24 protein-coding genes and 1 riboswitch are annotated in these 24,520 nt (G+C 72.4%); of the genes, 13 read left to right on the plus strand and 11 right to left on the minus strand.

The window, feature by feature from the left end; translation table 11 throughout:
* The first annotated feature begins 58 nt into the window (after positions 1–58).
* Both O7631_RS07690 and O7631_RS07695 read left to right on the plus strand, forming a co-directional pair.
* A complete protein-coding gene (locus O7631_RS07690; RefSeq protein WP_088986628.1) occupies positions 59–367 on the plus strand; it encodes a WXG100 family type VII secretion target in 309 nt (102 codons plus the stop codon).
* A gap of 25 nt (positions 368–392) precedes the next feature.
* Positions 393–671, plus strand: a complete 279-nt coding sequence (locus O7631_RS07695; protein ID WP_203174913.1) for a WXG100 family type VII secretion target — start codon at positions 393–395, stop codon at positions 669–671.
* A gap of 87 nt (positions 672–758) precedes the next feature.
* Here O7631_RS07695 and mycP read toward each other — a convergent pair whose 3' ends face one another.
* Entirely contained in the window at positions 759–1,922 is a 1,164-nt protein-coding gene (gene mycP, locus O7631_RS07700) for a type VII secretion-associated serine protease mycosin (RefSeq protein WP_278143635.1), read from the minus strand.
* 119 nt (positions 1,923–2,041) lie between these two features.
* Entirely contained in the window at positions 2,042–2,368 is a 327-nt protein-coding gene (locus O7631_RS07705; RefSeq protein WP_278143636.1) for a MarR family winged helix-turn-helix transcriptional regulator, read from the minus strand.
* 196 nt (positions 2,369–2,564) lie between these two features.
* On the opposite strand from O7631_RS07705, the gene O7631_RS07710 reads away from it, so the two are divergent.
* Positions 2,565–3,278, plus strand: a complete 714-nt coding sequence (locus O7631_RS07710) for a carbonic anhydrase (protein WP_278143637.1) — start codon at positions 2,565–2,567, stop codon at positions 3,276–3,278.
* 149 nt (positions 3,279–3,427) lie between these two features.
* Here the strand turns inward: O7631_RS07710 and O7631_RS07715 are convergent, their stop codons facing one another.
* Positions 3,428–4,447: a hypothetical protein gene (locus O7631_RS07715; RefSeq protein ID WP_278143638.1), complete on the minus strand. Its 1,020-nt coding sequence runs from the start codon at positions 4,445–4,447 to the stop codon at positions 3,428–3,430.
* A gap of 4 nt (positions 4,448–4,451) precedes the next feature.
* Positions 4,452–4,582, minus strand: a riboswitch (cyclic di-AMP (ydaO/yuaA leader).
* A 166-nt stretch (positions 4,583–4,748) separates the two neighbouring features.
* The gene (locus O7631_RS07720; protein ID WP_278143639.1) at positions 4,749–6,119 is read right to left on the minus strand and encodes a YibE/F family protein; all 1,371 of its coding nucleotides are present in this window, start codon (positions 6,117–6,119) and stop codon (positions 4,749–4,751) included.
* Positions 6,120–6,553: 434 nt separating this feature from the next.
* Here O7631_RS07720 and O7631_RS07725 point away from each other — a divergent pair, with 434 nt between their 5' ends.
* Entirely contained in the window at positions 6,554–8,509 is a 1,956-nt protein-coding gene (locus O7631_RS07725; RefSeq protein ID WP_347403538.1) for a copper-translocating P-type ATPase, read from the plus strand.
* A gap of 5 nt (positions 8,510–8,514) precedes the next feature.
* Here the strand turns inward: O7631_RS07725 and O7631_RS07730 are convergent, their stop codons facing one another.
* Positions 8,515–8,811: a metal-sensitive transcriptional regulator gene (locus O7631_RS07730; RefSeq protein WP_088986622.1), complete on the minus strand. Its 297-nt coding sequence runs from the start codon at positions 8,809–8,811 to the stop codon at positions 8,515–8,517.
* Positions 8,812–8,900: 89 nt separating this feature from the next.
* On the opposite strand from O7631_RS07730, the gene O7631_RS07735 reads away from it, so the two are divergent.
* The 7 genes from O7631_RS07735 (at position 8,901) to O7631_RS07765 (ending at position 14,948) form a co-directional block, all read left to right on the plus strand.
* A complete protein-coding gene (locus O7631_RS07735; RefSeq protein WP_145786065.1) occupies positions 8,901–9,110 on the plus strand; it encodes a cation transporter in 210 nt (69 codons plus the stop codon).
* A 13-nt stretch (positions 9,111–9,123) separates the two neighbouring features.
* A complete protein-coding gene (locus O7631_RS07740; RefSeq protein ID WP_278143641.1) occupies positions 9,124–10,068 on the plus strand; it encodes a hypothetical protein in 945 nt (314 codons plus the stop codon).
* 12 nt (positions 10,069–10,080) lie between these two features.
* A complete protein-coding gene (locus tag O7631_RS07745) occupies positions 10,081–12,336 on the plus strand; it encodes a heavy metal translocating P-type ATPase (protein WP_278143642.1) in 2,256 nt (751 codons plus the stop codon).
* A 74-nt stretch (positions 12,337–12,410) separates the two neighbouring features.
* Positions 12,411–12,584, plus strand: a complete 174-nt coding sequence (locus O7631_RS07750; protein WP_088986618.1) for a CsbD family protein — start codon at positions 12,411–12,413, stop codon at positions 12,582–12,584.
* Between the two features lie 165 nt (positions 12,585–12,749).
* Positions 12,750–13,097, plus strand: a complete 348-nt coding sequence (locus O7631_RS07755; RefSeq protein ID WP_278143643.1) for a metalloregulator ArsR/SmtB family transcription factor — start codon at positions 12,750–12,752, stop codon at positions 13,095–13,097.
* A complete protein-coding gene (locus O7631_RS07760) occupies positions 13,094–13,372 on the plus strand; it encodes a hypothetical protein (RefSeq protein WP_278143644.1) in 279 nt (92 codons plus the stop codon). The genes O7631_RS07755 and O7631_RS07760 overlap by 4 nt, the downstream gene beginning before the upstream one ends.
* A gap of 118 nt (positions 13,373–13,490) precedes the next feature.
* Positions 13,491–14,948 carry an alpha/beta hydrolase gene (locus O7631_RS07765; protein ID WP_278143645.1) on the plus strand — a complete coding sequence of 486 codons (1,458 nt, stop codon included), beginning with the start codon at positions 13,491–13,493 and terminating at the stop codon, positions 14,946–14,948.
* Between the two features lie 48 nt (positions 14,949–14,996).
* Here O7631_RS07765 and O7631_RS07770 read toward each other — a convergent pair whose 3' ends face one another.
* A complete protein-coding gene (locus O7631_RS07770; RefSeq protein WP_278143646.1) occupies positions 14,997–15,638 on the minus strand; it encodes a class I SAM-dependent methyltransferase in 642 nt (213 codons plus the stop codon).
* Positions 15,639–15,722: 84 nt separating this feature from the next.
* On the opposite strand from O7631_RS07770, the gene O7631_RS07775 reads away from it, so the two are divergent.
* Positions 15,723–16,307, plus strand: coding sequence for an XRE family transcriptional regulator (locus O7631_RS07775; RefSeq protein WP_278143647.1), 585 nt, complete (start codon positions 15,723–15,725; stop codon positions 16,305–16,307).
* On the opposite strand, the gene O7631_RS07780 is transcribed toward O7631_RS07775, so the two are convergent.
* From O7631_RS07780 to O7631_RS07790, 3 genes are all read right to left on the minus strand, one after another.
* Positions 16,304–17,563 carry a DUF6596 domain-containing protein gene (locus tag O7631_RS07780; RefSeq protein ID WP_278143649.1) on the minus strand — a complete coding sequence of 420 codons (1,260 nt, stop codon included), beginning with the start codon at positions 17,561–17,563 and terminating at the stop codon, positions 16,304–16,306. The genes O7631_RS07775 and O7631_RS07780 overlap by 4 nt on opposite strands.
* Positions 17,560–17,916, minus strand: coding sequence for a YciI family protein (locus O7631_RS07785; RefSeq protein ID WP_269683694.1), 357 nt, complete (start codon positions 17,914–17,916; stop codon positions 17,560–17,562). The genes O7631_RS07780 and O7631_RS07785 overlap by 4 nt, the downstream gene beginning before the upstream one ends.
* Positions 17,917–18,150: 234 nt before the next feature.
* Entirely contained in the window at positions 18,151–19,422 is a 1,272-nt protein-coding gene (locus O7631_RS07790; RefSeq protein ID WP_278143650.1) for a DUF2786 domain-containing protein, read from the minus strand.
* Between the two features lie 764 nt (positions 19,423–20,186).
* On the opposite strand from O7631_RS07790, the gene O7631_RS07795 reads away from it, so the two are divergent.
* Positions 20,187–21,143 (plus strand): IS30 family transposase, encoded by a 957-nt coding sequence (locus tag O7631_RS07795; RefSeq protein WP_278147874.1) that lies wholly within the window; start codon positions 20,187–20,189, stop codon positions 21,141–21,143.
* A gap of 33 nt (positions 21,144–21,176) precedes the next feature.
* Here O7631_RS07795 and O7631_RS07800 read toward each other — a convergent pair whose 3' ends face one another.
* Together O7631_RS07800 and O7631_RS07805 are read right to left on the minus strand one after the other, a co-directional pair.
* On the minus strand, positions 21,177–22,319 hold the full coding sequence (locus O7631_RS07800) for a CaiB/BaiF CoA-transferase family protein (protein WP_278147875.1): 1,143 nt from the start codon (positions 22,317–22,319) through the stop codon (positions 21,177–21,179).
* Positions 22,320–22,363: 44 nt separating this feature from the next.
* Positions 22,364–24,517: a 3-hydroxyacyl-CoA dehydrogenase NAD-binding domain-containing protein gene (locus O7631_RS07805; RefSeq protein ID WP_278143651.1), complete on the minus strand. Its 2,154-nt coding sequence runs from the start codon at positions 24,515–24,517 to the stop codon at positions 22,364–22,366.
* Between the last annotated feature and the right edge of the window lie 3 nt (positions 24,518–24,520).

Raw genomic sequence — 24,520 nt, forward strand, 5'->3', positions numbered from 1 at the left:
GCCGCGGGGGAGGGGTGCGGCGAAGCCGCCACCACAAGATGACGGAGGGGTGTGAAGCATGGCGTTCGAGGTCGAAGCAGCGACTCTGCATACCGCCGCGAGTGACGTGCGGTCCACGCGCAGCGAGGTTGACGGCGAGCTGAAGAAGCTGTGGAACGTGGTCGACGACCTGGCGATGGCGTGGAAGGGCCAGGCGTCCACGGGCTTCCAGTCGCTGATGACGCGATGGAACGAGGACACCGTCAAGCTGCTGACGGCGATGGACAACATCGCCGACCTGCTCGACAAGTCGGGTACGACGCACCAGGTCAACGACGAAGAGCAGCAGCAGATGCTGGACAAGTTCCACTCTGCTCTCAACCCGTGATCCGCAGGCAGCAGAGGAGGAAATCGTGACGATCAAAGTTGACTACGCTGTCCTCGAGAGCAGCAACCAGCAGATGCAGGCCATCTCGAAGACCATCGACGAGAAGCTCGACACGCTGCGGTCGATGCTGTCCAAGCTGCACTGGGACGGCGAGGACCGGGTTGCCTACGAGCAGCACCAGGCCAAGTGGGACACGGCGGTCCGGGACATCAACCGGATCCTGAACGAGATCGGCGGCGCTGTCGGCATCGCCCGCGAGAACTACGTCTCCACCGAGATGAGCAACTCGAAGGTGTGGGGCTGAGAAGCCCGTTGGTGCGGCTCCGGTCCGGTCGATCCGGGCCGGAGCCGCATTGTTTCTGCCCCGGCGAGGTGCTGCCGACCCGGCGGGTCAGCCGGCGGTCGGCGCGTCGGTGCGTCGGCCCGGGCGCCAACCTCGTTCGCGGCCCCGGCTGACGATCGGTCGCCCGATCAGCAGCAGCGCGGCGATCAGCCCGCCGACCAGGGCCGTCCAGGTCGCGGCTGTGCGTTGCCAGCCGAACGGGTCGTCCGGTGCCATCGGCGCGGGGATCGCGCTGGCGGGCGGGTTCGTCCGGGTGCCCAGGATGCTCGACACCGCCCGGTACGGATTGACCATTCCGTAACCGATGTCGGCGTTGTGACCTTCCGGCGGGTTGTCGGCGGTGCGTTCCAGTCGTTCGGCGATCTGTTCCGGGGTGAGGTCGGGGTAGGCGGCCCGGACCAGCGCGGCGGCACCCGAGACGTACGCGGCGGCGTAGCTGGTGCCGCCGTTCGGCTCGGCGCGGTAGCCGGCCCCCCGCGGTGCCGGGCCGATGATGTTGAGCCCCGGCGCGGCGATGTCGACGTAGTCACCGCTGATCGAGGTGCCGACGTGACCGCCCTCCTCGTTGACACCGCCGACGGCCAGCACCCCCGGGTACGCGGCCGGATAGCCAGGCCTGCTCTGCTGCCCCTCCTGCTGGTTGCCGGCGGCGGCGACGAGCACCACCCGCTTGGCCAGCGCCCGGTCGACGGCGGCGGTGAGTTCCGGGCCGGGAATGGTCGTCAGCGACAGGTTGATCACGTCGGCGCCCTGTTCGACAGCCCAGTCGATCGCGGCGGCGATCTGCCCGGGAAGCTGCGGGTCGTCGGTGTCCTTGAGGTCCGGCAGGACCCGGATGGGGAGGATGCGGGCGGCCGGTGCGATGCCGCTGAACGGGACACCGGTGCCTTCCCGGCCGGCGATGATGCCGGCGATCATCGTGCCGTGCCCGACGAGGTCGCACTGGCCCTTGTTGGCCGGCAGGTCGTTGAAGTCACGACCGTCGAGCACCTGGCCGCTGAGCAGCGGGTGGGTCGCGGAAACCCCGGAGTCGATCACCGCCACCGTCACTCCGGCGCCGCGGGACAGCGGCCACGCCGATGCTGGTTCCAGACGGCGTAACGCCCACGGCATCTGTGCCAGGCCCTCCTCGCCCTCGGGACCGCAGGTGGGGGGTGCGGCGCTGGCCGGGGTGGGTGCCACCAGGCCGGTGCCGAGCAGAAGCGCCAGCATTCCACTGAGGACAGCGCGGGTGGCATGGCGGGACGAGGGGGTCGCGCTCGACGGCGGGCATTCGCGCACCCGCAGAGATTACCGCTGTGCCCGGTCGGGCAACGGCCCGGCGACGACGGTCAGGCCGGGGGGTCGACGTCCGCGGTGGGCGTCTCGGCGAACAGTGCGAGCAGCGCGCCGACCTGACGGTCGGCCTCGGCGGGGTGCCGGAACCGGCCGGCCGGGTTGAGGGTGTATTCGTTGCGCCTGCCGACGCGGGTCCGGTGCAGGTATCCGTCCGCCTCCAGGTCGGCGACGATCGCCTGCGCGGCGCGTTCGGTCACCCCGACCTCGGCGGCGACGTCCCGCAGCCGGGCGGTGGGGTCGCGGGCGATGGCCAGCAGCACGTGACCGTGGTTGGTGAGGAATGTCCAGTTCCGCCCGCTGCCGGTCGACGTGTTCGTCATCGTGTGACCGCCTCTCCGGATGCCCGCCCTCGGTGCGTCGCCCGCGGGTCGATTCGGGGTCAACGTATGAAATCTATATCACGCATCCCTTGACGCGTTTTTCGGTGCGTGTGACCGTTGACCCCGAGCCGGCGCCCGCCGCCGGCCCACCTGAAGCCGTTTGACCAGGTCAGATGCATCGAGACGAGGTGCGGGGATGAGTCATTCCGGAACTACCGGTGGGCAGCCGGGGCCGCAGCGGACCACCGACCGGGCAGCCGCGCCGAGCGCGCCGGCTCTGGCCTACACCGAGTTGGTCGCTGGCAACAGGCGCTTCGTCGACGGCTCTCCTCGCCACCCCAACCAGGACGCCGGCCGTCGGGCCGCCGTGGCCGACGGGCAGCACCCCTTCGCGGTGATCGTCGGTTGCTCCGACTCCCGCCTGGCCGCCGAGATCATCTTCGACCGCGGGCTGGGTGACCTGTTCGTGGTCCGGACCGCCGGCCACACCGCCGGCCCGGAGGTGCTCGGCAGCGTGGAGTACGCGGTGACAGTGCTCGGCACCCCGCTCGTGGTCGTGCTCGGTCACGACTCGTGCGGAGCGGTGCAGGCGGCCCGGGAGGCCGCCGCGACCGGCGCCCGACCGCCGGGGCACCTGCCCGCTGTGGTCGACGCCGTGCTGCCCAGCCTGCGCCGGGCCGACGCCGAGGGTGTGCAGGACATCAACGGCATCGTCGACATCCACATCGCACAGACCGTCGAGACGTTGCTCGGGCAGTCGCCCGTGCTGGCCGGCGAGGTGGCGCAGGGGCGGTGCGCGGTGGTGGGTGTGTCGTACCGGCTCGCCGCTGGAGAGGTGCGCCCGGTGGCCGCCGTACCGGCCGGCCTCACGACTCTCGACGCCGACCCGGCCGCGCCCGCCGCGGCCTGACGCGACGAGAGCCGCGTCGCTCCCGGCCTGACGCGACGAGAGCCGCGTCGCTCCCGGCCTGACGCGACGAGAGCCGCGTCTTTTGCGGCCCGATACGACGAGGGCCGTTCCGCGCGACGCGGAACGGCCCTCGACAAAGGTCCTGCGGGTCAGAGCAGCGACATGTGGACGTGGTCGGTGTGGTTCGACGGCCCGCTGTACGAACTCCAGCCGGTCGCCGGGAACCAGATCTGCCGGTTCCAGATGACGTAGTAGATGCCCAGTCGGTCGGCGTTGCGGATGAGGAAGGCGGCGACGTTGTTGCCGTACTTCCGGGTGTCGTCGTTGTGCCATGGGGCGAAGCCGCTCTTCTGCAGCGACCAGTCGCAGGCGCGGCCCTTGGGGTGCTCCCACGGCCCGCCGGAGCGGTAGCAGCCGACGAACCGGTTGAAGCCGGCCGCCTTGACCTCCTTGTACGCGTGCAGCGTGCGGGGGGTGACGCAACCCGACGTGGTCGGGTCCTTCTCGCTGCACGACTGCGGCTTCCAGTCACCGTCGGCGGTGCGACCCGGGCCGATCTTGGCGACCTTCGAGGTGGCGTCGACCAGGCCGCCGGTGAAGCCCTTCCCGCCGACGAGGGAGAGCGCCTTGTCGGCCTCGCTCTTCCGCTTCGCCATCACGGCGGTCTGCTTCTGCTGCTCGCGGACCTCCGCGTCGAGAAGTAGCTTGGCCTGCTCGGCGCGGGCCTTCACCGTGTTGACCTCGGCGAGCTTCTTCTCGTTGACCATGTTCATCTCGTCGAGCAGCGAGGCGCGCTGGACGAACGCGTCCGGGGCCTTGCTCTCCAACAGCATCGCGAGCGCGCCGATGCGGCCGGTCCGGTACGACTGGGCGGCGATCTGCCCAACCTGAGGGGCCAGCGCGTCCAGGTCGGCCCGGGCCCGATCGACCTCCTGCGCCAACTCGTTCTGCCGCTTCTTGGATTTGTCCAGTTGGGACTTCGCGGCGGAGTAGTCGCGGTTGGCCTGCTCGATGACGTCGGTGAGCAGCTTCGGCTCGCCGTCCTCCTCGTGCCCGGACGGGGTGGGGTTCGTCGGGGCGGCGTGGGCCGGGAGGGGCCCGGCGAGCACGGTGAGTGCGGCGATCACGGCCACCACGGGTGTCAACCAGCGGCGTAGGGGTGCCGTCACAATGTTCCCTTCCCTCGACCGCCGACCGGGTTAGCTGACGGGTTCGGGGCGGAAGTGGCCCCTACCGCTGACGCGGATTCACCCCACGTACCTGGGTCCCCGGCTCGCCGGTTGGCGATTGGGCGGTGGCACCGCAGACGCCGCTTCGCGCCTTCATCGGTGACCGGCAGCGAGGTTACCCGAGAGTCGACCGGGTGAGCTACGCCTGGATGCCGACCAAAAGCGTCATTTCGCCATAGCGTTGAGTGACCAGTGACGCGGTTCTCAGGGTGGAGGCCCGATCTGGTCACGCTGAGGAGTGTCACCATGTCGTATCCGTGCTCCTGTTCGGCTCCGGCCACCGGTCGGCGGCGGTAGATGGGGGTGGAGTCCGCGTCGGGTCCGACTCCTCGGGGTGACCCGTTCGCGGTGAGATCAGTGCGGCCAGTGCCTCCGCCCGGTCCGTCTGCGGTCGCGGGGCGGAAGCCCCGGCGGGCGACGTGGTGTCCGTGCGACCGGCGGCGGTGACCACCGCGGCCAGTCCGGTGGTCAGCGGCACGGCGGCGATCAGGCCGAGGGTGGCTACCGCGCTGCGGACGATCTCCTGGGCGAGGAACTCGCTGGTGAGGATCTGCCCGATCGGCCGCGCGTCGGCAGTGAGCAGGAGCAACAGCGGCAGCGACGCGCCCGCGTACGCCAGCACGATGGTGTTGACAGTGGACGCGATGTGCGCCCGACCGACCCGGGTCGCCGCGCGGTACAGCTGGAGCCGGGTCAGGCCGGGGTTGGCGTGCGCAAGCTCGGTGACGGTGGCCGCCTGGGTGACTGTCACGTCGTCAAGCACCCCGAGCGATCCGATGATGATTCCGGCGAGCAGCAGGCCGTGCAGGTCCACGTCGCCCTGGAACATCGACAGGGTGGTGGCTTCCTCGCTGCCGAAGCCGGTGAGGTGGGTCGCGGCCGTGGCGATGGTGGCGAGCACGCCGGTCAACACCAGGCTCCCCAGGGTGCCGAGCACCGCCACCGACGTCTGTGCGGTGACCCCGTGTGTCAGGTAGAGCACCACGAACATGATCAGGGCGGCACCGACCACCGCCACCAGCAGGGGTGACTTCCCCGCGCCGATGCCCGGCAGCACGAAGGTGAGCAGGATGGCGAAGCTGGCGGCCAGCCCGGCGAGCGCGGCGAGACCCCGCCACCGACCGAACGCGACGATCGCGGCGGCGAAGACGACGGCCAACCACAGCATCGGGGTGCCCCGCTGGTGCTCGGCGACGTTCCAGTTGCTGATGGTGGGATCGGTGGGGTCGGTCAGCTCGACCAGGATGACCTCGTCGCCGACCTCCACCCGGGGTGCGCCCGGCCCGTCGGGCACCGGCGTCTCGACCTGCTTGCCGGCCGACGGCCCGTCGTCCACGCGGACGTCGACGGTGCCACAGCGCCCGTCGCCGACGCTCGGTGTGCCCTCGGGGCTCGACGGCGACGGCGGGCACGGCTCCATCACCACCCGGGTCACAGTGCCGCTGTAGCGCGGCACGTCCGCGCCGCCGTCGGACTGCGGTGACCCGCCGCGTGGCCAGAGGAGTACGGCCGCGATCACGGTGGCGACGAAGAGGGGCACCACGGTCATGACGAGGATCCGTCGCACCCGGGGTGGGGCGGACGGAGCGGGACGGGCGTGGTCGGAACCCAAGGTGAGACTCCCAACGATCCGGTGCGGGGTACGTGTCAGTGGGCCGGTCGGTTCACCGTCACTGCGGAAACGTGGTTGGGGAACGCGGCGGTTCGCCGGCTGACGACCGCTCGGTCACGGACGGTCAGGGTCGGACCCGACCGGGCGGCCGCGACACCACCGCGCGTCGGCGCGGGTGCCCTTTCGTGCCTCGGTCTACCGGGGGTCATCGTGGGGAATGCTAACCAGCCCGGTCGGGGGACGCAGGTCGTGACGGAGTGTCGGTGGTGGAACCGCCCGCGTGGCGGTTCCCGGACCGGCATCGTGGAGACATGCCCGTGCCGTCACCGCCCGACCCCGGCCAGCACCCTCCGGCCGCGCCACCGCAGCACGACAAGCACGCCGGACACGACAAGCACGCCGGGCACGACAAGCACGCCGGGCACGATCCCGAGATGTTCCGTCGGCGCTTCTGGGTCTGTCTGGTTCTCACCGTCCCGGTGGTCCTGACCAGCCACCTGGTGTGGGAGCAGTGGGGCCTGGGCGGGGACGTACCCGGCCGATCCTGGGTGGGCCCGGTGCTCGGCTCGGTGGTGTTCTGGTGGGGTGGCTGGCCGTTCCTCGTGGGTGCGGTGCGGGAGGTGCGGGACCGCGCGCCCGGAATGATGCTGCTGGTCGCGATGGCGATCACCGTCGCGTACGCGGCGTCCCTGGCGACCAGTGTGGGCGCCTTCGACCTGGACTTCTGGTGGGAGTTGGCCGCGCTGGTCACCATCATGCTGCTCGGCCACTGGCAGGAGATGAAGGCCATCGGGCAGGCCCGGGGAGCGCTCGCGGCGCTGGCCGCGCTGCTGCCGGACGAGACCGAGCGCGTCGCGGCGGACGGACAGGTCGAGGCGGTGGCGGTGTCCGACCTGCGGGTCGGTGACGTGGTGCTGGTCCGTCCGGGCGGTCGGGTGCCGGCCGACGGCCGCGTCGTCGAGGGTGACGCCGAACTGGACGAGTCGATGATCACCGGCGAGTCACGGCCGGTCGCCCGGTCCGCGGGTGGCCGGGTGGTGGCCGGCACGGTGGCCACCGACTCGGCGATCCGGGTACGCGTCGAGGCGGTGGGTGAGCAGACCGCGCTCGCCGGCATCCAGCGGATGGTCGCGCAGGCCCAGGGTTCCGGCGGGCGGGCCCAACTGCTGGCCGACCGGTTCGCCGCCGCGCTGTTCTACGTCGCCACCGGCACGGCCGTGCTGACCGTGCTGGTCTGGGCCGCGCTCGGTCGACCCGACGAGGCGGTGGTCCGCGCCGTCACCGTCCTGGTGATCGCCTGCCCGCACGCGCTCGGTCTCGCCATTCCGCTCGTCGTCGCGCTCTCCACCGCGTTGGCCGCGCGGTCCGGGATCCTGGTGAAGGACCGGTTGGCGTTGGAGCGGATGCGGACCGTGGGCGCGGTGCTCTTCGACAAGACCGGCACGCTGACCCGGGGCGAGCACGTGGTGACGGACGTGGCGACGGTGCCGGGCACGGAACGGGACGAGGCGCTGCGGATCGCGGCGGGCGTCGAGTCGGACAGCGAGCATCCGCTGGCCCGCGCGATCGTGGCGGCGGCCGGGTCCGCCGGCCCGCTCCCGGCCGCCGGGTTCCGGTCGCTGCCGGGCCGCGGTGTGCGGGCGACAATCGACGGTACGGAGTACGCGGTGGGCGGTGCGGCGCTGCTGCGGGAACTGGGTGTCCCGCTCCCGTCGGAGCTGGAGCCGGCGACCGGCCGGTGGTCGGCGCGGGGCGCCGCGGTGCTGCACCTGGTGCGGCTGCCGGAGGCCGTGCTCGGCGCGTTCGCGCTGACCGACGAGGTGCGCCCGGAGGCCCGGCGGGCTGTCGACGAGCTGCGCGCCGAGGGTGTCCGGACCATCGCCATGATCACTGGTGACGCCCGCCCGGTGGCGGAGGCGGTCGCGGCCGAACTCGGCTTCCGGCCCGGCGTCGACGAGGTCTTCGCGGAGGTGCTGCCGGCCGAGAAGGACGAGCGGGTGGCCGACCTGCAACGGCGGGGGTTGACGGTGGCGATGGTCGGCGACGGGGTCAACGACGCGCCGGCGTTGGCCCGGGCGGACGTCGGCATCGCGATCGGCGCGGGCACCGACGTGGCGATCGAGTCCGCCGGGGTGGTGCTGGCGTCGTCGGACCCGCGCGGGGTGGGCGCCGTGGTCCGGCTGTCCCGGGCGTCGTACCGCACCATGCGTCAGAACCTGGCCTGGGCGGCGGGCTACAACGTGATGGCGCTGCCGCTCGCGGCGGGGGTGCTGGCGTGGGCGGGTGTGGCGTTGAGCCCGGCGGTGGCCGCGGTGCTGATGTCCGCGTCCACCATCGTGGTGGCGCTCAACGCGCAGTTGCTCCGTCGGGTTCGTCTCGACAGTGACTGAGGGTGTCAGCCGCGCTTCATCAGCCGGCCGACCGCCGCCATCATCTCGGTGGCCATCTCGTCGGCCCGGCCCTCGGCCGCCCCTTCGTGCATGCAGTGCCGGGCGTGCCCGTCGAGCAGTCCGAGCGCCACCTTGTCGAGGGCGGCCTGGATCGCGGATATCTGGGTGAGCACGTCGATGCAGTAACGGTCGTCGTCGACCATCTTCTCGATGCCCCGGACCTGCCCCTCGACACGGCGGAGTCGCGCGAGCAGTTGGTCCTTGCTGGCGGTGTACCCCCGGATCGGGGCGGGTGTGGTCATGCCGGCAAGGATAGCCTACCCCCGGGGGGTATGGTACGGTCGCTTCCTGTGGGGATACCCCCACCCCGTACCGGTAAGGAGACGTTCTGATGGTCAACACGACGTACCAGGTGCAGGGCATGACCTGTGGGCACTGCGTCAGCGCGGTCACCGCCGAGGTCGGCGGCATCGCGGGCGTCCACGACGTCCAGGTCGACCTCGCCACCGGCCGGGTCACCGTCGACAGCGACCAGCCGTTGGACACCGAAGTCGTCCGGGCTGCCGTCGACGAGGCCGGCTACAACCTCGTTGACGCGTGATCGGAGGGCAGCCATGCGCACCGTGACGAAGTTGGCCGGGTTCGCCGTCGGAATGGCGGCGGTCTTCGGCACGACGTACGGGATCGGTCGGGTGGTCGACAGCGCCCCGGCGGCCGAGAGTCGACACGACGACGGCGCTGCTCCCGCGACCGGCGCGGGCGGGACCTCCGATCGCCTCCCCGGCGGTCTGCTCGTCTCCGACAATGGCTACACCCTCGAAACTGTCGACGCGCCGGCCGACGAGTTCGCCTTCCGGATCGTCGGGCCGGACGGACGCCCGGTGACCCGCTACGACGTGGCGCACGACAAGCAGATGCACCTGATCGTCGTCCGGCGGGACCTCTCCGGTTTCCGGCACGTGCACCCCGAACTGGCGCCGGACGGCACCTGGCGGGTCGACACCCCGCTGGCCGGCGCCGGGCAGTGGCGGGCCTTCGCCGACTTCGCCCCGACCGGGGCGGAGCCACTGACCCTCGGTGTGGACGTGACAGTCCCCGGCGAGTTGACCGAGCGACCACTGCCGGCACCCGCGACCAGCACCACCGTCGACGGCTACACGGTGACCCTGACCGGCGCGCCGCAGCCCGGCAGCACGTCGGAACTGACCCTGACCGTGAGCCGGGACGGTCAGCCGGTCACCGACCTGGAGCCCTACCTGGGCGCGTACGGGCACCTGGTGGCGCTACGTCGAGGTGATCTGGCGTACCTGCACGTGCACCCGGACGGGACACCGGGGGATGGGCGGACCCGACCCGGCCCGGCGGTCACCTTCCTCGCCGAGGTGCCGTCGGCCGGCAGCTACCGGCTCTACCTCGACTTCCGGCACGGTGGGGCGGTGCACACCGCCGAGTTCACGGTCGTCACCGATGGCACCTCGACCGGGGTCGTTCCCAGCCCGAGCGGACCCGCGCCGACCGGGGGCGCCGACCACGGCACCCCCGGGCACGGGCACAACTGACGGGACCAGACGATGACCACCACCAGCAGCAGACCGCTACCCGAGGCACCCAACCGGATCGAGTTGGCGATCGGCGGGATGACCTGCGCCGCCTGCGCCGCCCGGATCGAGAAGAAGCTCAACCGGATGGACGGTGTGAGCGCCACCGTCAACTACGCCACCGAGAAGGCGACGGTCCGGTACGTCGACGGCGTCACGCCGGACGACCTCATCGAGACAGTGCAGAAGACCGGTTACACGGCCGCGCTGCCCAGCCCGCCGACCGAGGAGCAGGCGGTGGACCCGCTGAAGGGTCCGCGTACCCGGCTCTGGGTCTCGGTGGCGCTGAGCGTGCCGGTGGTGCTGCTGGCCATGGTCCCGGCCTGGCAGTTCGACTACTGGCAGTGGCTGTCGCTGACCCTGGCCGCCCCGGTGGTGGTCTGGGGTGGCCTGCCGTTCCACCGGGCCGCCTGGACCAACCTGCGGCACGGCGCGGCGACGATGGACACCCTGGTGTCGCTCGGCACCCTCGCTGCGTTCGGCTGGTCGCTCTGGGCGCTGTTCCTCGGTGACGCCGGCGTGCCCGGGATGACGCACCCGTTCCGTTTCGACATCACCCGCACCGACGGCGCCGGCAACATCTACCTGGAGGCGGCCGCCGGGGTGACGGTGTTCATCCTGGCCGGGCGCTACTTCGAGGCCCGGTCCAAGCGCACCGCCGGCGCGGCCCTGCGTGCCCTGCTCGAACTCGGCGCCCGCGAGGTGGCGGTGCTGCGCGACGGGGTGGAGACCCTGATCCCGGTGGACCGGCTCGCCGTCGGTGACCGGTTCGTGGTCCGCCCCGGGGAGAAGATCGCCACCGACGGGGTGGTCGACGAGGGCACCTCCGCCGTAGACGCCAGCATGCTCACCGGTGAGTCGGTGCCCGTCGAGGTCGGCCCCGGGGACGGCGTCGTCGGTGCCACCATCAACGCGGGCGGGCGGCTGGTCGTCACCGCGACCCGGGTCGGTGCGGACACCCAGCTCGCCCGGATGGCCGACCTGGTCGAGCAGGCGCAGAGCGGCAAGGCGGCCGTGCAGCGGTTGGCGGACCGGATCTCCGGTGTCTTCGTGCCGATCGTCATCACGCTCTCCGTCGGCACCCTCGGCTGGTGGCTCGGCACCGGAGCCGGGACGACCGCCGCGTTCACCGCGGCCGTGGCCGTGCTGATCATCGCCTGCCCCTGTGCGCTCGGCCTGGCCACCCCGACGGCGTTGCTGGTCGGCACCGGTCGGGGCGCCCAACTCGGCGTCCTGATCAAGGGGCCGGAGGTGTTGGAGTCGACCCGCCGGGTGGACACCGTGGTGCTGGACAAGACCGGCACTGTCACGACCGGTCGGATGACGGTGACGGACGTGGTGCCCGCGAGCGGGGAGGACCGGGCCGAGCTGCTCCGGCTCGCCGGCGCGGTGGAGGCCGCCTCCGAGCACCCGATCGCCCGGGCGGTCGCGGCGGGTGCCGCCGAGGCCGGCGCGCTGCCCCCGGTGACCGGTTTCCGCAACCTCGAAGGATTGGGCGTGACCGGCACCGTGGACGGGCGGGTCGTGCTGGTCGGCCGGGCCCGCCTGCTGCGTGAGCGGCAGATCGACGTGCCGCCGGAGGTCGAGTGGGCCGTCAGCGAGGCGGAGGCCGCGGGTCGTACGGCGATCGTGGCCGGCTGGGACGGACAGGCCCGGGGTGTGCTCTCGGTCGCCGACGCGGTCCGGCCGACCAGTCGGGCGGCGGTTGCCCGGCTGCGCGCGCTGGGGCTCACACCGGTCCTGCTGACCGGGGACAACACCACTGTGGCCCGGTCGGTCGCGGCCGAGGTGGGCATCGACGAGGTGATCGCCGAGGTGTTGCCGGCTGGCAAGGTCGACGTGGTGAAGCGGCTCCAGGCCGAGGGGCGGTCGGTGGCGATGGTCGGTGACGGGGTCAACGACGCCCCGGCGCTGGCCCAGGCCGATCTCGGGTTGGCCATGGGCACCGGCACCGACGTGGCGATCGAGGCGTCCGACCTCACTCTCGTCCGGGGTGACCTGGACGCCGCCGTGGACGCCATCCGGTTGTCGCGACGCACGCTCGGCATCATCCGCGGGAACCTGTTCTGGGCCTTCGGCTACAACGTGGCGGCCCTGCCGTTGGCCGCCGCCGGACTGCTCAACCCGATGATCGCCGGCGCGACCATGGCGCTGTCCTCGGTCTTCGTGGTGGCCAACAGTCTGCGACTGCGTCGGTTCCGGTCGGCCACCGTCGATCGCGGACTGTGACGGCGGTAATGGTTGGACCGGTGACGACGGGGGTACTGCAGATGTCGTAGCGACGCTTGCGATGGAGGTTGGCAATGGGTTTCGACGACAAGATCAACAACGCCACCGAGGACGCGGCCGGCAAGCTGAAGGAAGGCGCCGGTCGGGCCACCGACAACGAGCAGCTCGAGGCCGAGGGTCGCGCTGACCAGTCGACGGCCAAGCTCAAGCAGGCCGGCGAGAAGATCAAGGACGCCTTCAAGAGCTGACGTACGACGTACCCGCGACGCCGGGCCGGTGATCTCACCGGCCCGGCGTCGCTGTGTGTCCGGGTGTTGTCCGCCCGCCCCTGAGATCCCCCTGATTCCGCCGTCGCTCCCCACCGCCGCGCGCCCGGACCTGCTAGCTTCTTTTTGCATGTGCGAGGGCTTGTTGTGAGCAGCGCTCCACCGCCGACCGGCGACGACCTGGTCCGGGTGCTGGCCGCCCTGGCCAACCCTCATCGGCTGCGGATCGTCGCCGCGCTGTCCCGCGAGCGCGCGTACGTCAGCGGGCTGGCCCGGCAGCTGGGCATCAGCCGAGCGTTGTTGCAGGTCCACCTACGAAAGCTGGCGGCGGCCGGGCTGGTCACCGCTCGCCTGGAGTTGTCGGAGGACGGGAAGGCCATGAACTACTACGAGGTGGAGCCGTTCGTGCTCACACTCACCCCCCGGGTCGTCGCGGCAGCGGTCGAGACGCTGACCGTGCCCGACTCGGCCGAGCAGCCGGGAGCGCAGCGATGAGCGGGATGAGCGACCACGACTGGACCGAGGTGGTCGGCGCGATCGGCATCTTCGCCCTGATCATCAGCGTGTTCACGGTGACCGTCGTGCAGTTCTCGAAGACCCGGCGGGCCCGGTACGAAGCGGCCCGCGCGGACGACTACCGCCAACTCGCCGAGCAGGCCGCTCGGGCCCAGGCGGAGAACGCCCGACTGCTCGCGGCGATGGAGGGTCGGCTGGGCGGGATGGAGACCCGGATGACCACCGTCGAACGAGTCCTGACCGAGGTCGACTGACCCGGCTGCAGGCCCCGGGCCGTCGAGCGGCTACTCGACGGCCCGGGTGGAAGAGCGTCACCCCGCCCAGTGGGCGGGTTTCACCGGCAACGCTCCTTCGAGGAGAGGACAGCACCTCATGCTGCGCGTACGCAAATCCGCAGTCGGCTGGGCGGTCGCAGTGGCCCTCACCGCCACCGGCCTGACCCCGGCGAGCCCCGCCGCCGCCCGACCACAACCCGCCCCGACGATCGACTGGCGGCCCTGCGCCAAGGACGCCACCGCCGAGTGCGGCACAGTGTCGCTGCCGGTCGACTGGAACCGACCACGGGGTGAGCGCTTCGAGCTGGAGTTGGCCCGTCGGGTCGCCGACCCGGCCGCCCGGGAAGGGGTGCTGTTCTTCGGTCCCGGCGGGCCGGGCGACAGCGGCGTCGACCGGGTGGTGGACGGCAGCTCCCGGTTCAGCGCCGACCTGCGCCGCCGGTTCGACATCGTCAGCTTCGACCCGCGCGGCACCGGACGCAGCCATCCGGTGGTCTGTTCCCGTGACCTGCTCGGCCGGCAACCGCAGGTGATCGCCGACCAGACCCAGTTCGACGCCACACTGGCCAACAACGCACTGCTGCGCGCCGACTGTCGGACCCGTACCGGGGCGCTCTACGACCACGTGGACACCACAAGTGCCGCCCGTGACCTGGACGCGGTGCGTGCCGCGCTCGGCGAGCGCCAGCTCACCTTCCACGGCAGCTCGTACGGCACCCTGCTCGGGCAGCGGTACGCCGAGCTGTTCCCCGGTCGGGTCCGGGCCATGGTGCTGGAGGCCGCCATGGACCACAGCCTCGACACCCGCGCCTTCCTGGACACCCAGGCCGCCACCGCGGAGGACGCGTTCGACGAGTTCCTGGCCTGGTGTGCCCGCTCCGCCGACTGCGTGCTGCACGGTCACGACGTGCGGACGCTCTGGGCCGGGCTGCACTCCCGGGCGGAGCGGGGCACACTGACCGACCCGGACCGGGGCGGCGCGGCGCTCGCCCCGTTCGAGCTGAGTCGCCTCGCCCACAAGCAGCTCTACGACACGTGGCGGTGGCCCGGGCTCGCCGAGTGGTTCGTCCGGCTGGACGGCCCGGCCCCTGCGCGCGTCAACACGACGGCGGACGAGGCCGTGGCTCCGTACCCCTTCGCGGTCTTCTGCCAGGACTGGAGCCTGCCGGTCCGCGACTACCGCGAGTACGCCGGACATGTGCGCCGCAGCGGGCAGCTCGCTCCCGACCTGCGCTACCCGCCCGCGCTCTTTGCCCTGGTCACCTGTCTGGGCGCCCCGACGCCGGTCGCCAACCCGCAGCACCGGTTGCGGGTCCGCACCGCCGTGCCGCTGCTGATCGCCGCCACGGTGCACGACCCGGCGAGCGGGTACGGCTGGGCTCGTAACGTGGCCCGGCAGTTGGGCCGGCACGGGGTGCTGCTCACCTACCAGGGGTGGGGGCATGGCAGCTACACCACCAGCCCGTGCGTCGAGCAGATCGTCGACGACTACCTGATCGACCTTGTGGTGCCGGCCCCGGACGCCAGTTGCCCGGCCGTCGAGCCCGAGGTCTGAGCGCCCTGCCACCGGCCGTCGGGGGATTCCCGGCGGCCGGCGGTGTGGTCAGCTGCGCCGGGTGGCGCGTACGACGACGTCGTGCAGCGTGTTCTCGTGCCCGCCGGGTCCGGTCACCGTGCGGTGGTGCTCCGCCGCGGTGGTGACCTCCCACCCGGTGTCGTCCAGGCGCGCGGTGATGTCGGTGAGCGTGACCGATGCCTCGGCGGGCGGGTGGTGATCGTGCCCGGTGGCACCCGACGCGTGCAGATGCCCGACGACGAGGAGGGTGCCGCCCGGTGCCACCCAGGCGGCGATGCGGTCGTAGAAGGCCAGCTGCGGCATCGCGGGATGCGCGTAGTGGGTGGTGACGAGATCGAACCGGGCGCTCGGCTCCCAGACCGTCAGGTCGGCCTCCACGAACCGCACCCGGTCGGACAACCCGCTGGTCGCGGCACGGTCGGCGGCGCGGACGAGAGCGGCGGAGGCGAGGTCGACACCGGTCACCCGCCAGCCGTGCGAGGCGAGCCAGACCGCCTCCGCGCCGGTGCCGCACCCGGCGTCCAGGGCCGTGCCCGGCGTCAGGCCGGCGGTCTCCCCGGCCAGGTACGGGTGCGCGAGGTTGCCGGTCACGGCGTCGGGACGCTCGTGGTGCGCCTGATGCCAGTGCCGGTCCCAGTAGTCCTTGTCGAATTCGTGCCGCTCGGTCATGTGTCGCTCCTCCGCGTGTCGCCACCGACTGTGACCGGCACCGGAACGATCCGCAAAGCATGTTGCCGAATGGCAAAATGAGGCATGCCCGAGAACCACGACAGCACCCTCGACGCTGTCGGCCCCCGGTTGAAGCACCTCCGGCTCCGCCGCGACAGCACGCTCCACGAGCTCGCAGCGGAGACCGGCATCTCCGCCAGCACGCTGTCCCGGCTCGAAGCCGGCCTGCGACGCCCGACGCTCGAGCAACTGCTCCCGCTCGCCCGCGTCCACGGCGTGACACTCGACGAACTCGTCGGCGCGCCGCCGACCGGCGACCCCCGGATCAACCTGCGCCCCATCGCCACCAGCGACGGGTCGACAGTCCTGCCCCTGACCCGCCGGCCCGGTGGGATCCAGGCCTACAAGTTCGTCCTGCCGACCGGGTCCGACGACCGCGTACCCGACCTGCGCACCCACGAGGGCTACGACTGGGTCTTCGTCCTCAACGGCACGTTGCGACTCGTCCTCGGCGAGCACAACCTCATCCTCAAGGCAGGCGAAGCCGCCGAGTTCGACACCCGCACCCCGCACTGGTTCGGGGCCACCAGCGCCGGGCCGGTCGAGTTCCTCAGTCTGATCGGCAAGCAGGGCGAACGCGCACACGTCCGCGCCGCCCCGAAAAATTAGGGGGCGCGTCGTCCCGTCAGGCGGGCCGCCCGCAACTCCAGGTAGCGCTGCTCGGGCAGGCTCGTGGTGCCGCGTGCCGCCGCCAGATACGCGTCCCGCGCCTTCGCAGGCTCACCGGCCAGTTCCAGCAGGTGCGCCCGTACGGCGGCGAGCCGGTGGTGCCCGGCGGTGCGCTCGTCGGCGTCCAGCGCGGTGAGCAGGCCGAGCCCGGCCTCCGGCCCGTCCACCATGGCCACCGCCACCGCCTGGTTGAGGGTGACCATCGGGTTCGGGGCGATCCGGGCCAGCAGCCGATAGAGCGCGACGATCTGCCGCCAGTCCGTCTCCGCCGCCGTCGACGCCTCGCCGTGCACAGCGGCGATCGCCGCCTGGAGCTGGTACGGGCCCGGCGGCGACCACGTCAACGCCTCCGTGATCAGGGCGATCCCCTCCGCGATGGCGGCGGCGTCCCACCGGGTGCGGTCCTGCTCGGCCAGTGGCACCAGCTCCCCGTCCGCGCCGACCCGGGCCGCCCGGTGCGCGTCGGTGAGCAGCATGAGTGCCAGCAACCCGGCCACCTCACCGTCGTCGGGCAGCAGCCCGTGCAGGATGCGGGCCAGCCGGATCGCCTCGGCGGTCAGGTCGGCCCGGTGCAGATCAGGTCCGCTGGACGCGGTGTACCCCTCGTTGAAGATCAGGTAGAGCACCCGCAGCACCGTCCGCAGCCGCTCCTCCCGCTCAGCCGGCGCGGGCAGGTCGAATCGGGCACCGGCGGCCTCGATCCGCTGCTTGGCGCGGCGGATCCGCTGGCTCATCGTCGCCTCCGGCACCAGGTGCGCCCGGGCGATCTGGGCGGTGCTGAGACCACCGACCGCGCGCAGCGTCAGCGCCACCTGCGCCGATCCGTTCAGCGCCGGGTGGCAGCAGAGGAAGAGCAGGGTCAGCGTGTCGTCCGCGTCCGGCACCGCCGGCTCCTCATCGGCCGGCGGCGACACACCGGCGTACGCCGGCTCCCGCAACGCCACCGTCACCTCGCGGTCCCGGCGGGCGCTCTCGCTGCGCCAGTCGTCGGTGAGCCGGCGGGTGGCGACGGTGAGCAGCCAGGCGCGGGGATTGTCCGGTACGCCCTGCCCGGGCCACTGCGTCGCGGCGGCCAACAGGGCCTCCTGGACCGCGTCCTCGCACCTGTCGAACTGGCCGTGCCGGCGCACCAGCAGGCCGAGGACCTGCGGCGCGAGCGTGCGCAGCAGGTCCTCGACCGTCCGGTCGTCGGTCACATCTCCGCTCCGGAATCGTCCATGATCGGCCGGACCTCCATCACGCCGCCGAACCGCACGTCCGGCCAGCGGGCGGCGATCTCGGCGGCCCGTTCCGGGCTGTCACAGTCGACCGCCAGGTACCCCGCGAACTGCTCCTTGCTCTCCATGAACGGCCCGTCGACGACCTCGGCGGCGCCGTTGACGAGCCGGACCGTCCGGGTCTGCGACGGATTGGCCAACGCCTGACCGCCGACCAGCTCACCGGTCTCGGTCAGCTCCTTCATGATCTCGTCGACCTCGCCGAACAGGGCGGTGCGGTCCTGCTCGGTCAGCTCCTCGGTGAAGCCGGGCCGGTTCCAGATCAGCAGCATGTACTTCACAGTGGTGCTCTCCTCAGGCCTCGGTCGCACCCCGGTCGGGGCACGGCTCACCGGAGGGTCGGAGTCGTCGCCCCGTTCCCTACGGCTCAGCGAAGAAAATCGCAGAAATCCCTGCCGGTGGTGCTCCCACGCCGGTCGAGCCGGCGGTGGTGGTGGTGGTGCTTCCACGCGGGTCGAGCCGCCAGTGGTGCTCTCACGCCGGTCGAGCCGGCGGTGGTGGTGCGGTCAGCGCCGCCCGGGTGGGCGCCGGTCGGGCCCGCCGGGCACCTGCCGGGGCTTCCGAGCGCCGCCGACGTCCAACGACGCCCGGTCGGCGGCCGACGTGCCGGAGGACCAACCCTCGGCGTCCCGGACGCTGAGTCGATGCCGGGTGACGCCGGGGAAGAGCGTGTCCAGCCGCTCCCGGACCGCCTCACCGCGCGCGGCGAGCACCGGCAACAGCCGCTCCGCCCCGGCCGTCTCGGCCGCCGCCCGGTCCGCCGCGTCGGTCGCCGCCTCGGTGGCCGTACGTAGCCGCTCGCCGATCCGCAGCGCGAACGCGTTGAGGAACGACTCGTCCCACACCTTCGTCCGCCGTCCCGACCCCGAGCGCCGCTCGGCGCGCCCCCGCAGCATCGCGGCCGTCGCCTGCACCAGCAACGAGGTGTAGAGCAGTTCCACCGCCACCAGATCCGCCGGCCACCCCAGCACGGTGGTGAAGCCGAGATCGTCCGACCAGACCGCCTCGCACCGGTTCGCCGCCGCCACCTCCTGCACCAGCAACGCCTTCGCGCCCGCGTACGGGGTGTCGGTGCTCAGGCGTACCCCACCGGGCTGGTCGCCGCGCTCCGCTCCGGCGGCCAGCAGCGCCTCGTCGATGCTGTGCCGGGCAATCAGCTCCTGCGCCTTGGCGGTCAACGCCTCCGCCTCGGCCGGGAAGGTCGTCGACTCGGCCTTGGCCAGCAACGCCCGTACCCGGTCGAGCATCGGTGACCCGCTGCGGGTCGCTCCCGCCGGTCGGGCGGTCACCGCGCCGGTGGTGCCCGGCGGTGGACGCAGCACCGCGATCGGCGGCAGGCTCTCCACCAGCGCGAGAGTGTCCACGGCGGTGCGGAGCGCGTCGGCCCGGTCCAGGCCCTCCGCGATCGTCCAGGACGCCAGCACGTCGTCGTCGCTGACGTCGGCGGTCAGCGCGCGTAGCTGGTCGTCCCACCAGGCGGGGACCGGTTCGGCCTGCGTACGCCGTTGGGCGGCCATCGCCGCGCGGACCAGCAGTGCCGCCCGGCCGCCGAGCCGCCGGTTGGCGATCCGGTCCACGTCGGCCGGCTGCCAGCCGCGCGGCCACAGTCGGCTCAGACCGCGGACCAGGCGGCCCACCAGCGCCGCGTCCACCGCCGTGGCGCCGTCCGCCGCGCCGGTGCCGACCATCAGCTGGTCCAGCTGCCGTTCGGCCTGCCGTACGTCGGTGCCGCGCACCGCCGCGAGCGCGTTGGCGACGAGTTCGTCAGCGTCCGGCACGGGCACCTCCTTCACTGGCTCTGACCTCCGCTGCCCCTCCAGGCTCAATGATCATGCCCCGCTGGGTGCCGGAGTCGCGAAACGGGCATCTGTCCGGCCCGGCCTGGCCTGGCCCGGCCCGGCCTGGCGTGATCCACATCAGGTCCCCGAAGTGGCGGTATCCCGGACAGATGATCGCCCCACTTCGCCGATCTCGTATTGACCTTGGGCGCAACACCTGCTGCTCGGCATGCCGGCCCGCTCAGGCTGGTGCCCCGGTGCCCCGGTGCCCCGGTGCCCCGGTGCCCCGGTGCCCCGGTGCCCCGGTGCCCCGGTGCCCCGGTGCCCCGGTGCCCCGGTGCCCCGGTGCCCCGGTGCCCCGGTGCCCCGGTGCCCCGGTGCCCCGGTGCCCCGGTGCCCCGGTGCCCCGGTGCCCCGGTGCCCCGGTGCCCCGGTGCCCCGGTGCCCCGGGCGCGCCAGGCCGGCGGTGCGGATCGGCGCGCTGGTCGGGGGCGGCCGGTCACTCGGTGCTGGCCACGTACCTGGACGCGAACGCCGGTCCGCCGCCCAACGCGGTTGATCAAGACGTTTGCGTCACCAGAGGACGGCGGGTTCGACCGGTCCGTGCAAGTGATCGTTGATCACGGTACGGACCGGTCGAAGGAGTTTGGGTGGCGCGAGCGCATGTGTTGACTGCGGGTCATCGGCAGGTGATCGAGCATCTGTGGGGTCAGGGGTCGACGTTGACGCAGATCGCAGCGGCGATCGGGGTGGGACTGTCGTCGGTGTGGCGGGAGGTGCAGCGGGGGAACTCGTCGCGGCATGGGGTGAAGAACCCGCTCGGTGCGGTGCGTGGTGGCTTGTATCGGTGGGGGTATCAGGCTGACTGGGCGCAGCGTAAGGCCGATGCGCGGCGGCGCCGGCCGAAGCCGCGGGTGTTGAGTCAGCCTGGGCCGTTGCGCTCGACGGTGGTGCAATGGCTGGGTGAGCGCTGGTCGCCGCGGCAGATTGTCGCGCGGTTGCGGCGTGAGTTCCCGGACCAGCCGGAGATGAGGGTGTCCCACGAGACGATCTATCAGTCGATCTACCTGCGGGCGCGGGGCAGCCTGCGGGAACTGGTCGATGACGCGTTGCGCAGCCGACGGCAGCAACGTCGTTCACAGTCGCGCGCGGCGCAGGCCGCCCGCCGGGCGATCCGGGGGCGGCCGTGGGTCACCGAGGACGTTCACATCAGTGCCCGGCCTGCCGAGGTGCAGGACCGGGCGGTGCCGGGCCATTGGGAGGGCGACCTGCTGATCGGCCGTAACGGCACCTCAGCGATCGTCACTCTGGTCGAACGCACGACCCGTTACGCGCTGCTCGGTGCCCTGCCCGTGGACCGGACCAGCCCTGAAGTACTGGCCGTGGTCCGCGCCCAGCTCGCCCAGCTGCCCCGACACCTGGCCCGCTCGCTGACCTGGGACCAGGGCGCCGAACTGGCCGAGCACACCACCTTCACGCTGGCCACCGGCTGCGCCGTCTACCTGTGCGATCCGCACAGCCCGTGGCAACGGGGCAGCAACGAGAACACCAACGGCCTGCTCCGTCAATACTTCCCCAAAGGCAAGACCGATTTCCGCACCATCAGCCAGAGCGACCTCGACACCGTCGCAATCCAACTCAACCGCCGCCCCCGCCAGACCCTGGGATGGGACACTCCCGCAGAAGCCCTTGATCGGCTACTGCTTGCACCGACCCCCTGAACCCGCCCCGGATTCGTGACGCAAACCTCTTGATCAACTTGAGGGTGGGCGCGCGGGCCAGCCGGTGAGGATGTCCGCTACCTGTTGGGTGTCGCGCTCCGGGTCGGGGGCTGGGGTGGGGCGCGTCGTCGGCGTTCGGTCGAAGCGCGGCGCCGGCGCGGGTTGGATCTCCCCACCCACCTCCACGAACGTGTCCCGGGCGGCGTTGTGCGGGTGCCGGTGCGCCTCGCCGGGAGCGAGCACCGGCGCGACGCAGGCGTCCAGGTCGGCGAAGACCGCGGTCCACTCGTCCCGGGTGCGCTCGGCGAACCGCTCGGTGAACCGTCGCCGCAGCTCGTCCCAGCCGCTCGGGTCGTACTGCGCGGGCAGGTCCGGGTCGTCGGCCAGGTCGAGGCCGGCCAGGAGTACGGCGTAGAAGGCCGGTTCCATCGCGCCGACGGCCATGAATCCACCGTCCGAGGTGGCGTACGTGTCGTAGAACGGCGCCCCGCCGTCGAACATGTTGTGCCCGCGCGGCGCTGCCCACAGACCGGTGCCGAGCAGCCCGTGCAGGAACGAGGTGAGCAGGGCCGAACCGTCCACCATGGCGGCGTCGACCACCTGGCCGACGCCGGAGCGTTCCCGTTCCAGCAGTGCCGCCAGCACCCCGACGGCGAGCAGCATGCCGCCCCCACCGAAGTCGCCGAGCAGGTTCATCGGGGCGTACGGGCGCTCGCCCGCGCGTCCCAGCGGCTCCAACGCCCCGGCGACAGCGATGTAGTCGATGTCGTGCCCGGCTCTGGCCGCCAGCGGGCCGTCCTGACCCCAGCCGGTCATCCGCGCGTACACCAGTCGGGGGTTGCGGGTCCGGCACACCTGCGGGCCGAAGCCGAGCCGCTCGGCCACCCCCGGCCGGTACGCCTCGACCAGCACGTCGGCCCTGTCGACCAGACGCAACAGGTCCGCCACCCCGTCGGGGGTCTTCAGGTCCAGTGCGGTGATCCGCCGGCCGCGCTGCAACGGCCCGCCGGTCGGCGCGGCCAGCCGGCCCGCTCCCGGTGCGCCCGGCCGGTCCACCCGCACCACGTCCGCGCCCAGGTCGGCGAGCACCATGCAGCCGAACGGGGCCGGGGCGAGGCTGGCCAGTTCGACAACGCGTACCCCGGCCAGCGGCCCGCCGCGTCCTCCGGTGCCCAGGTCGTCGGCCGCCGCATTTCCGCCAGGGCTGGGCCAGGGGGCCGTCACGCGACGCCGGCCGGTTCGGCGGGGCGGGCGGCGAGCCGGTCGACCAGGTCGGCGGGCGGCGTGAACCGGTCGCCGTAGCGGTCGGCCAACTCGGTGGCGCGGGCCGCGAAGCCGGCCGGGCCGCCCGCGTACTGCCGGACGTAGCGGATCACCCCTCCCGTCCACGCGGGGAAGCCGATGCCGAAGATCGAGCCGATGTTGGCGTCGGTCTCGGTCCGCAGTACGCCCTCGTCGAGGCAGCGCAGCGCGTCGAGTGCCTCGGCGAACAGCATCCGCTCCTGAAGGTCCGTGAACGGCACCGCCCTTCCCGCGTCGGTGGTCAGGTCCGCGAGGCCGGGCCACAACCGGCCCCGGGTGCCGTCGTCGTACGAGTAGAAGCCGCGCCCGGCGGCACGGCCCGGTCGGTCGTACGCGTCGACCAGCTCGTCCACGAGCCGGTGCGCCGGCAGCGGCAGGAACTCCCCGCTGGCGGCCTCGAACTGACGGCGGATCCGCTGGATCAGGGTGAGGCTCACCTCGTCGGCCAGCGCGAGCGGCCCGGTCGGGTAGCCGGCCTGCAACGCGGCCTGCTCCACCGACGCGGCGGGGACGCCCTCGGCGACCATGCCGATCGCCTCGTCCATGAACTGGCCGATCACCCGGCTGGTGAAGAAGCCCCGGCCGTCGTTGACCACGATCGGGGTCTTTCCGATCCGCCGACCCAGGTCGAACGCGCGGGCCAGCGCGTTGTCGCCGGTGCGCTCACCGACCACGATCTCCAGCAGTGGCATCCGGTCCACCGGCGAGAAGAAGTGCATGCCGATGAAGTCGGCCGGCCGGTCCACCCCCTCGGCCAGCCCGGTGATCGGCAGGGTGGACGTGTTGGAGGCGATCAGTGCGCCGGGCGCCAGCACCGGCAGCACCTCGGCGAAGACGGCCTTCTTCAGCGCCGGGTCCTCGAAGACCGCCTCGATGACCGCGTCGCAGCCGGCGAGGGCGTCCACCTGGTCGGTGGTGGTGATCCGGTCCAGCACCGCGCGGGCTTCCGCCTCCGTGGCCCGACCCTTGCGTACCCGACGGGCCAGCAACCGTTCGGCGTGCTCCCGGGCCCGTCCGGCGGCCTCCGCCGTGACGTCCCTGACCACCACGTCGATGCCGGCGCTGGCGCAGGAGTACGCGATGCCCGCGCCCATCATGCCCGCGCCGAGCACCGCCACCCGCCGCACCGGCTCGACGTCCACCGACGGTCGGGCGGCACCGCCGTTGACGGCCTTCAGGTCGAAGAAGAACGCCCCGATCATGTTCTTGGCGACCTGCCCGGTCAGCAGGCCGATCAGGTGCCGGGTCTCCACGGTGAGCGCGGTGTCCACGTCGACCTGCGCGCCTTCCACGGCGGTGGCCAGGATCGCCTCCGGTGCGGGCAGCCGGGCACCCTTGAGCTGTTTGCGCAGGGTGGCCGGGAAGGCGGGCAACTGGGCGGCCAGCGAGCGGCTGGCCGGGGTGCCGCCGGGCATCCGGTAGTCCGGCCGGTCCCACGGCTGCTTCGGGTGGGGGTTGGCGGCGATCCAGGCACGGGCGGAGTCCAGCATCTCCGCCTCGGTGGCGACCACCTCGTCCACGATCCCGGCGGCCAGGGCGTCGGCCGGCCGCATCCTCCGGCCGGTGAGCAGCACAGTGGTCAGCGCACCGGCCAGGCCGAGCATCCGTACCGTCCGGGTCACCCCGCCGGCCCCGGGCAGCAGACCCAGGGTCACCTCGGGCAACCCGAGCCGACTGTCGGACACGTCCAGCGCGATCCGGCGGTGGCAGGCGAGCGTGATCTCCAGACCGCCACCGAGCGCGGAGCCGTTGACCGCCGCGACCACCGGTCGGCCCAGCGTCTCCAACCGGCGTAGGTCCCGTTTGATGGTGCCGAGCAGGTCGGCCAGCGCTGGCGCGTCAGCCCGGGTGGCCTTGATCATCTCCGGCAGGTCACCGCCGGCGAAGAACGTCGACTTCGCGCTGGTCACGATGACCCCGACAAGGTCGGGCTCGGCCTCCAGCCGGTCGAGGGCGGCGCTCATCGACGCGGCGTACGCCCGGTTCATGGTGTTCGCGGACTGGGTCGGGTCGTCCAGGGTGAGCGTGACGATGCCGTCGGCGCCGCGGTCGTACCGGATGGTGTCGGTCATTGT

The organism is Micromonospora sp. WMMD967 (assembly GCF_029626165.1).
Taxonomy (GTDB): Bacteria; Actinomycetota; Actinomycetes; order Mycobacteriales; family Micromonosporaceae; genus Micromonospora; species Micromonospora taraxaci.

Bases quoted from the DNA above. Each gene is read 5' to 3' on its own strand.
- O7631_RS07690 (WP_088986628.1), top strand. From the start codon at position 59: ATGGCGTTCGAGGTCGAAGCAGCGACTCTGCATACCGCCGCGAGTGAC.
- mycP (WP_278143635.1), bottom strand. From the start codon at position 1,922: ATGCTGGCGCTTCTGCTCGGCACCGGCCTGGTGGCACCCACCCCGGCC.
- O7631_RS07705 (WP_278143636.1), bottom strand. From the start codon at position 2,368: ATGACGAACACGTCGACCGGCAGCGGGCGGAACTGGACATTCCTCACC.
- O7631_RS07710 (WP_278143637.1), top strand. From the start codon at position 2,565: ATGAGTCATTCCGGAACTACCGGTGGGCAGCCGGGGCCGCAGCGGACC.
- O7631_RS07725 (WP_347403538.1), top strand. From the start codon at position 6,554: ATGTTCCGTCGGCGCTTCTGGGTCTGTCTGGTTCTCACCGTCCCGGTG.
- O7631_RS07730 (WP_088986622.1), bottom strand. From the start codon at position 8,811: ATGACCACACCCGCCCCGATCCGGGGGTACACCGCCAGCAAGGACCAA.
- O7631_RS07735 (WP_145786065.1), top strand. From the start codon at position 8,901: ATGGTCAACACGACGTACCAGGTGCAGGGCATGACCTGTGGGCACTGC.
- O7631_RS07740 (WP_278143641.1), top strand. From the start codon at position 9,124: ATGCGCACCGTGACGAAGTTGGCCGGGTTCGCCGTCGGAATGGCGGCG.
- O7631_RS07745 (WP_278143642.1), top strand. From the start codon at position 10,081: ATGACCACCACCAGCAGCAGACCGCTACCCGAGGCACCCAACCGGATC.
- O7631_RS07750 (WP_088986618.1), top strand. From the start codon at position 12,411: ATGGGTTTCGACGACAAGATCAACAACGCCACCGAGGACGCGGCCGGC.
- O7631_RS07760 (WP_278143644.1), top strand. From the start codon at position 13,094: ATGAGCGGGATGAGCGACCACGACTGGACCGAGGTGGTCGGCGCGATC.
- O7631_RS07765 (WP_278143645.1), top strand. From the start codon at position 13,491: ATGCTGCGCGTACGCAAATCCGCAGTCGGCTGGGCGGTCGCAGTGGCC.
- O7631_RS07770 (WP_278143646.1), bottom strand. From the start codon at position 15,638: ATGACCGAGCGGCACGAATTCGACAAGGACTACTGGGACCGGCACTGG.
- O7631_RS07775 (WP_278143647.1), top strand. From the start codon at position 15,723: ATGCCCGAGAACCACGACAGCACCCTCGACGCTGTCGGCCCCCGGTTG.
- O7631_RS07785 (WP_269683694.1), bottom strand. From the start codon at position 17,916: ATGCTGCTGATCTGGAACCGGCCCGGCTTCACCGAGGAGCTGACCGAG.
- O7631_RS07805 (WP_278143651.1), bottom strand. From the start codon at position 24,517: ATGACCGACACCATCCGGTACGACCGCGGCGCCGACGGCATCGTCACG.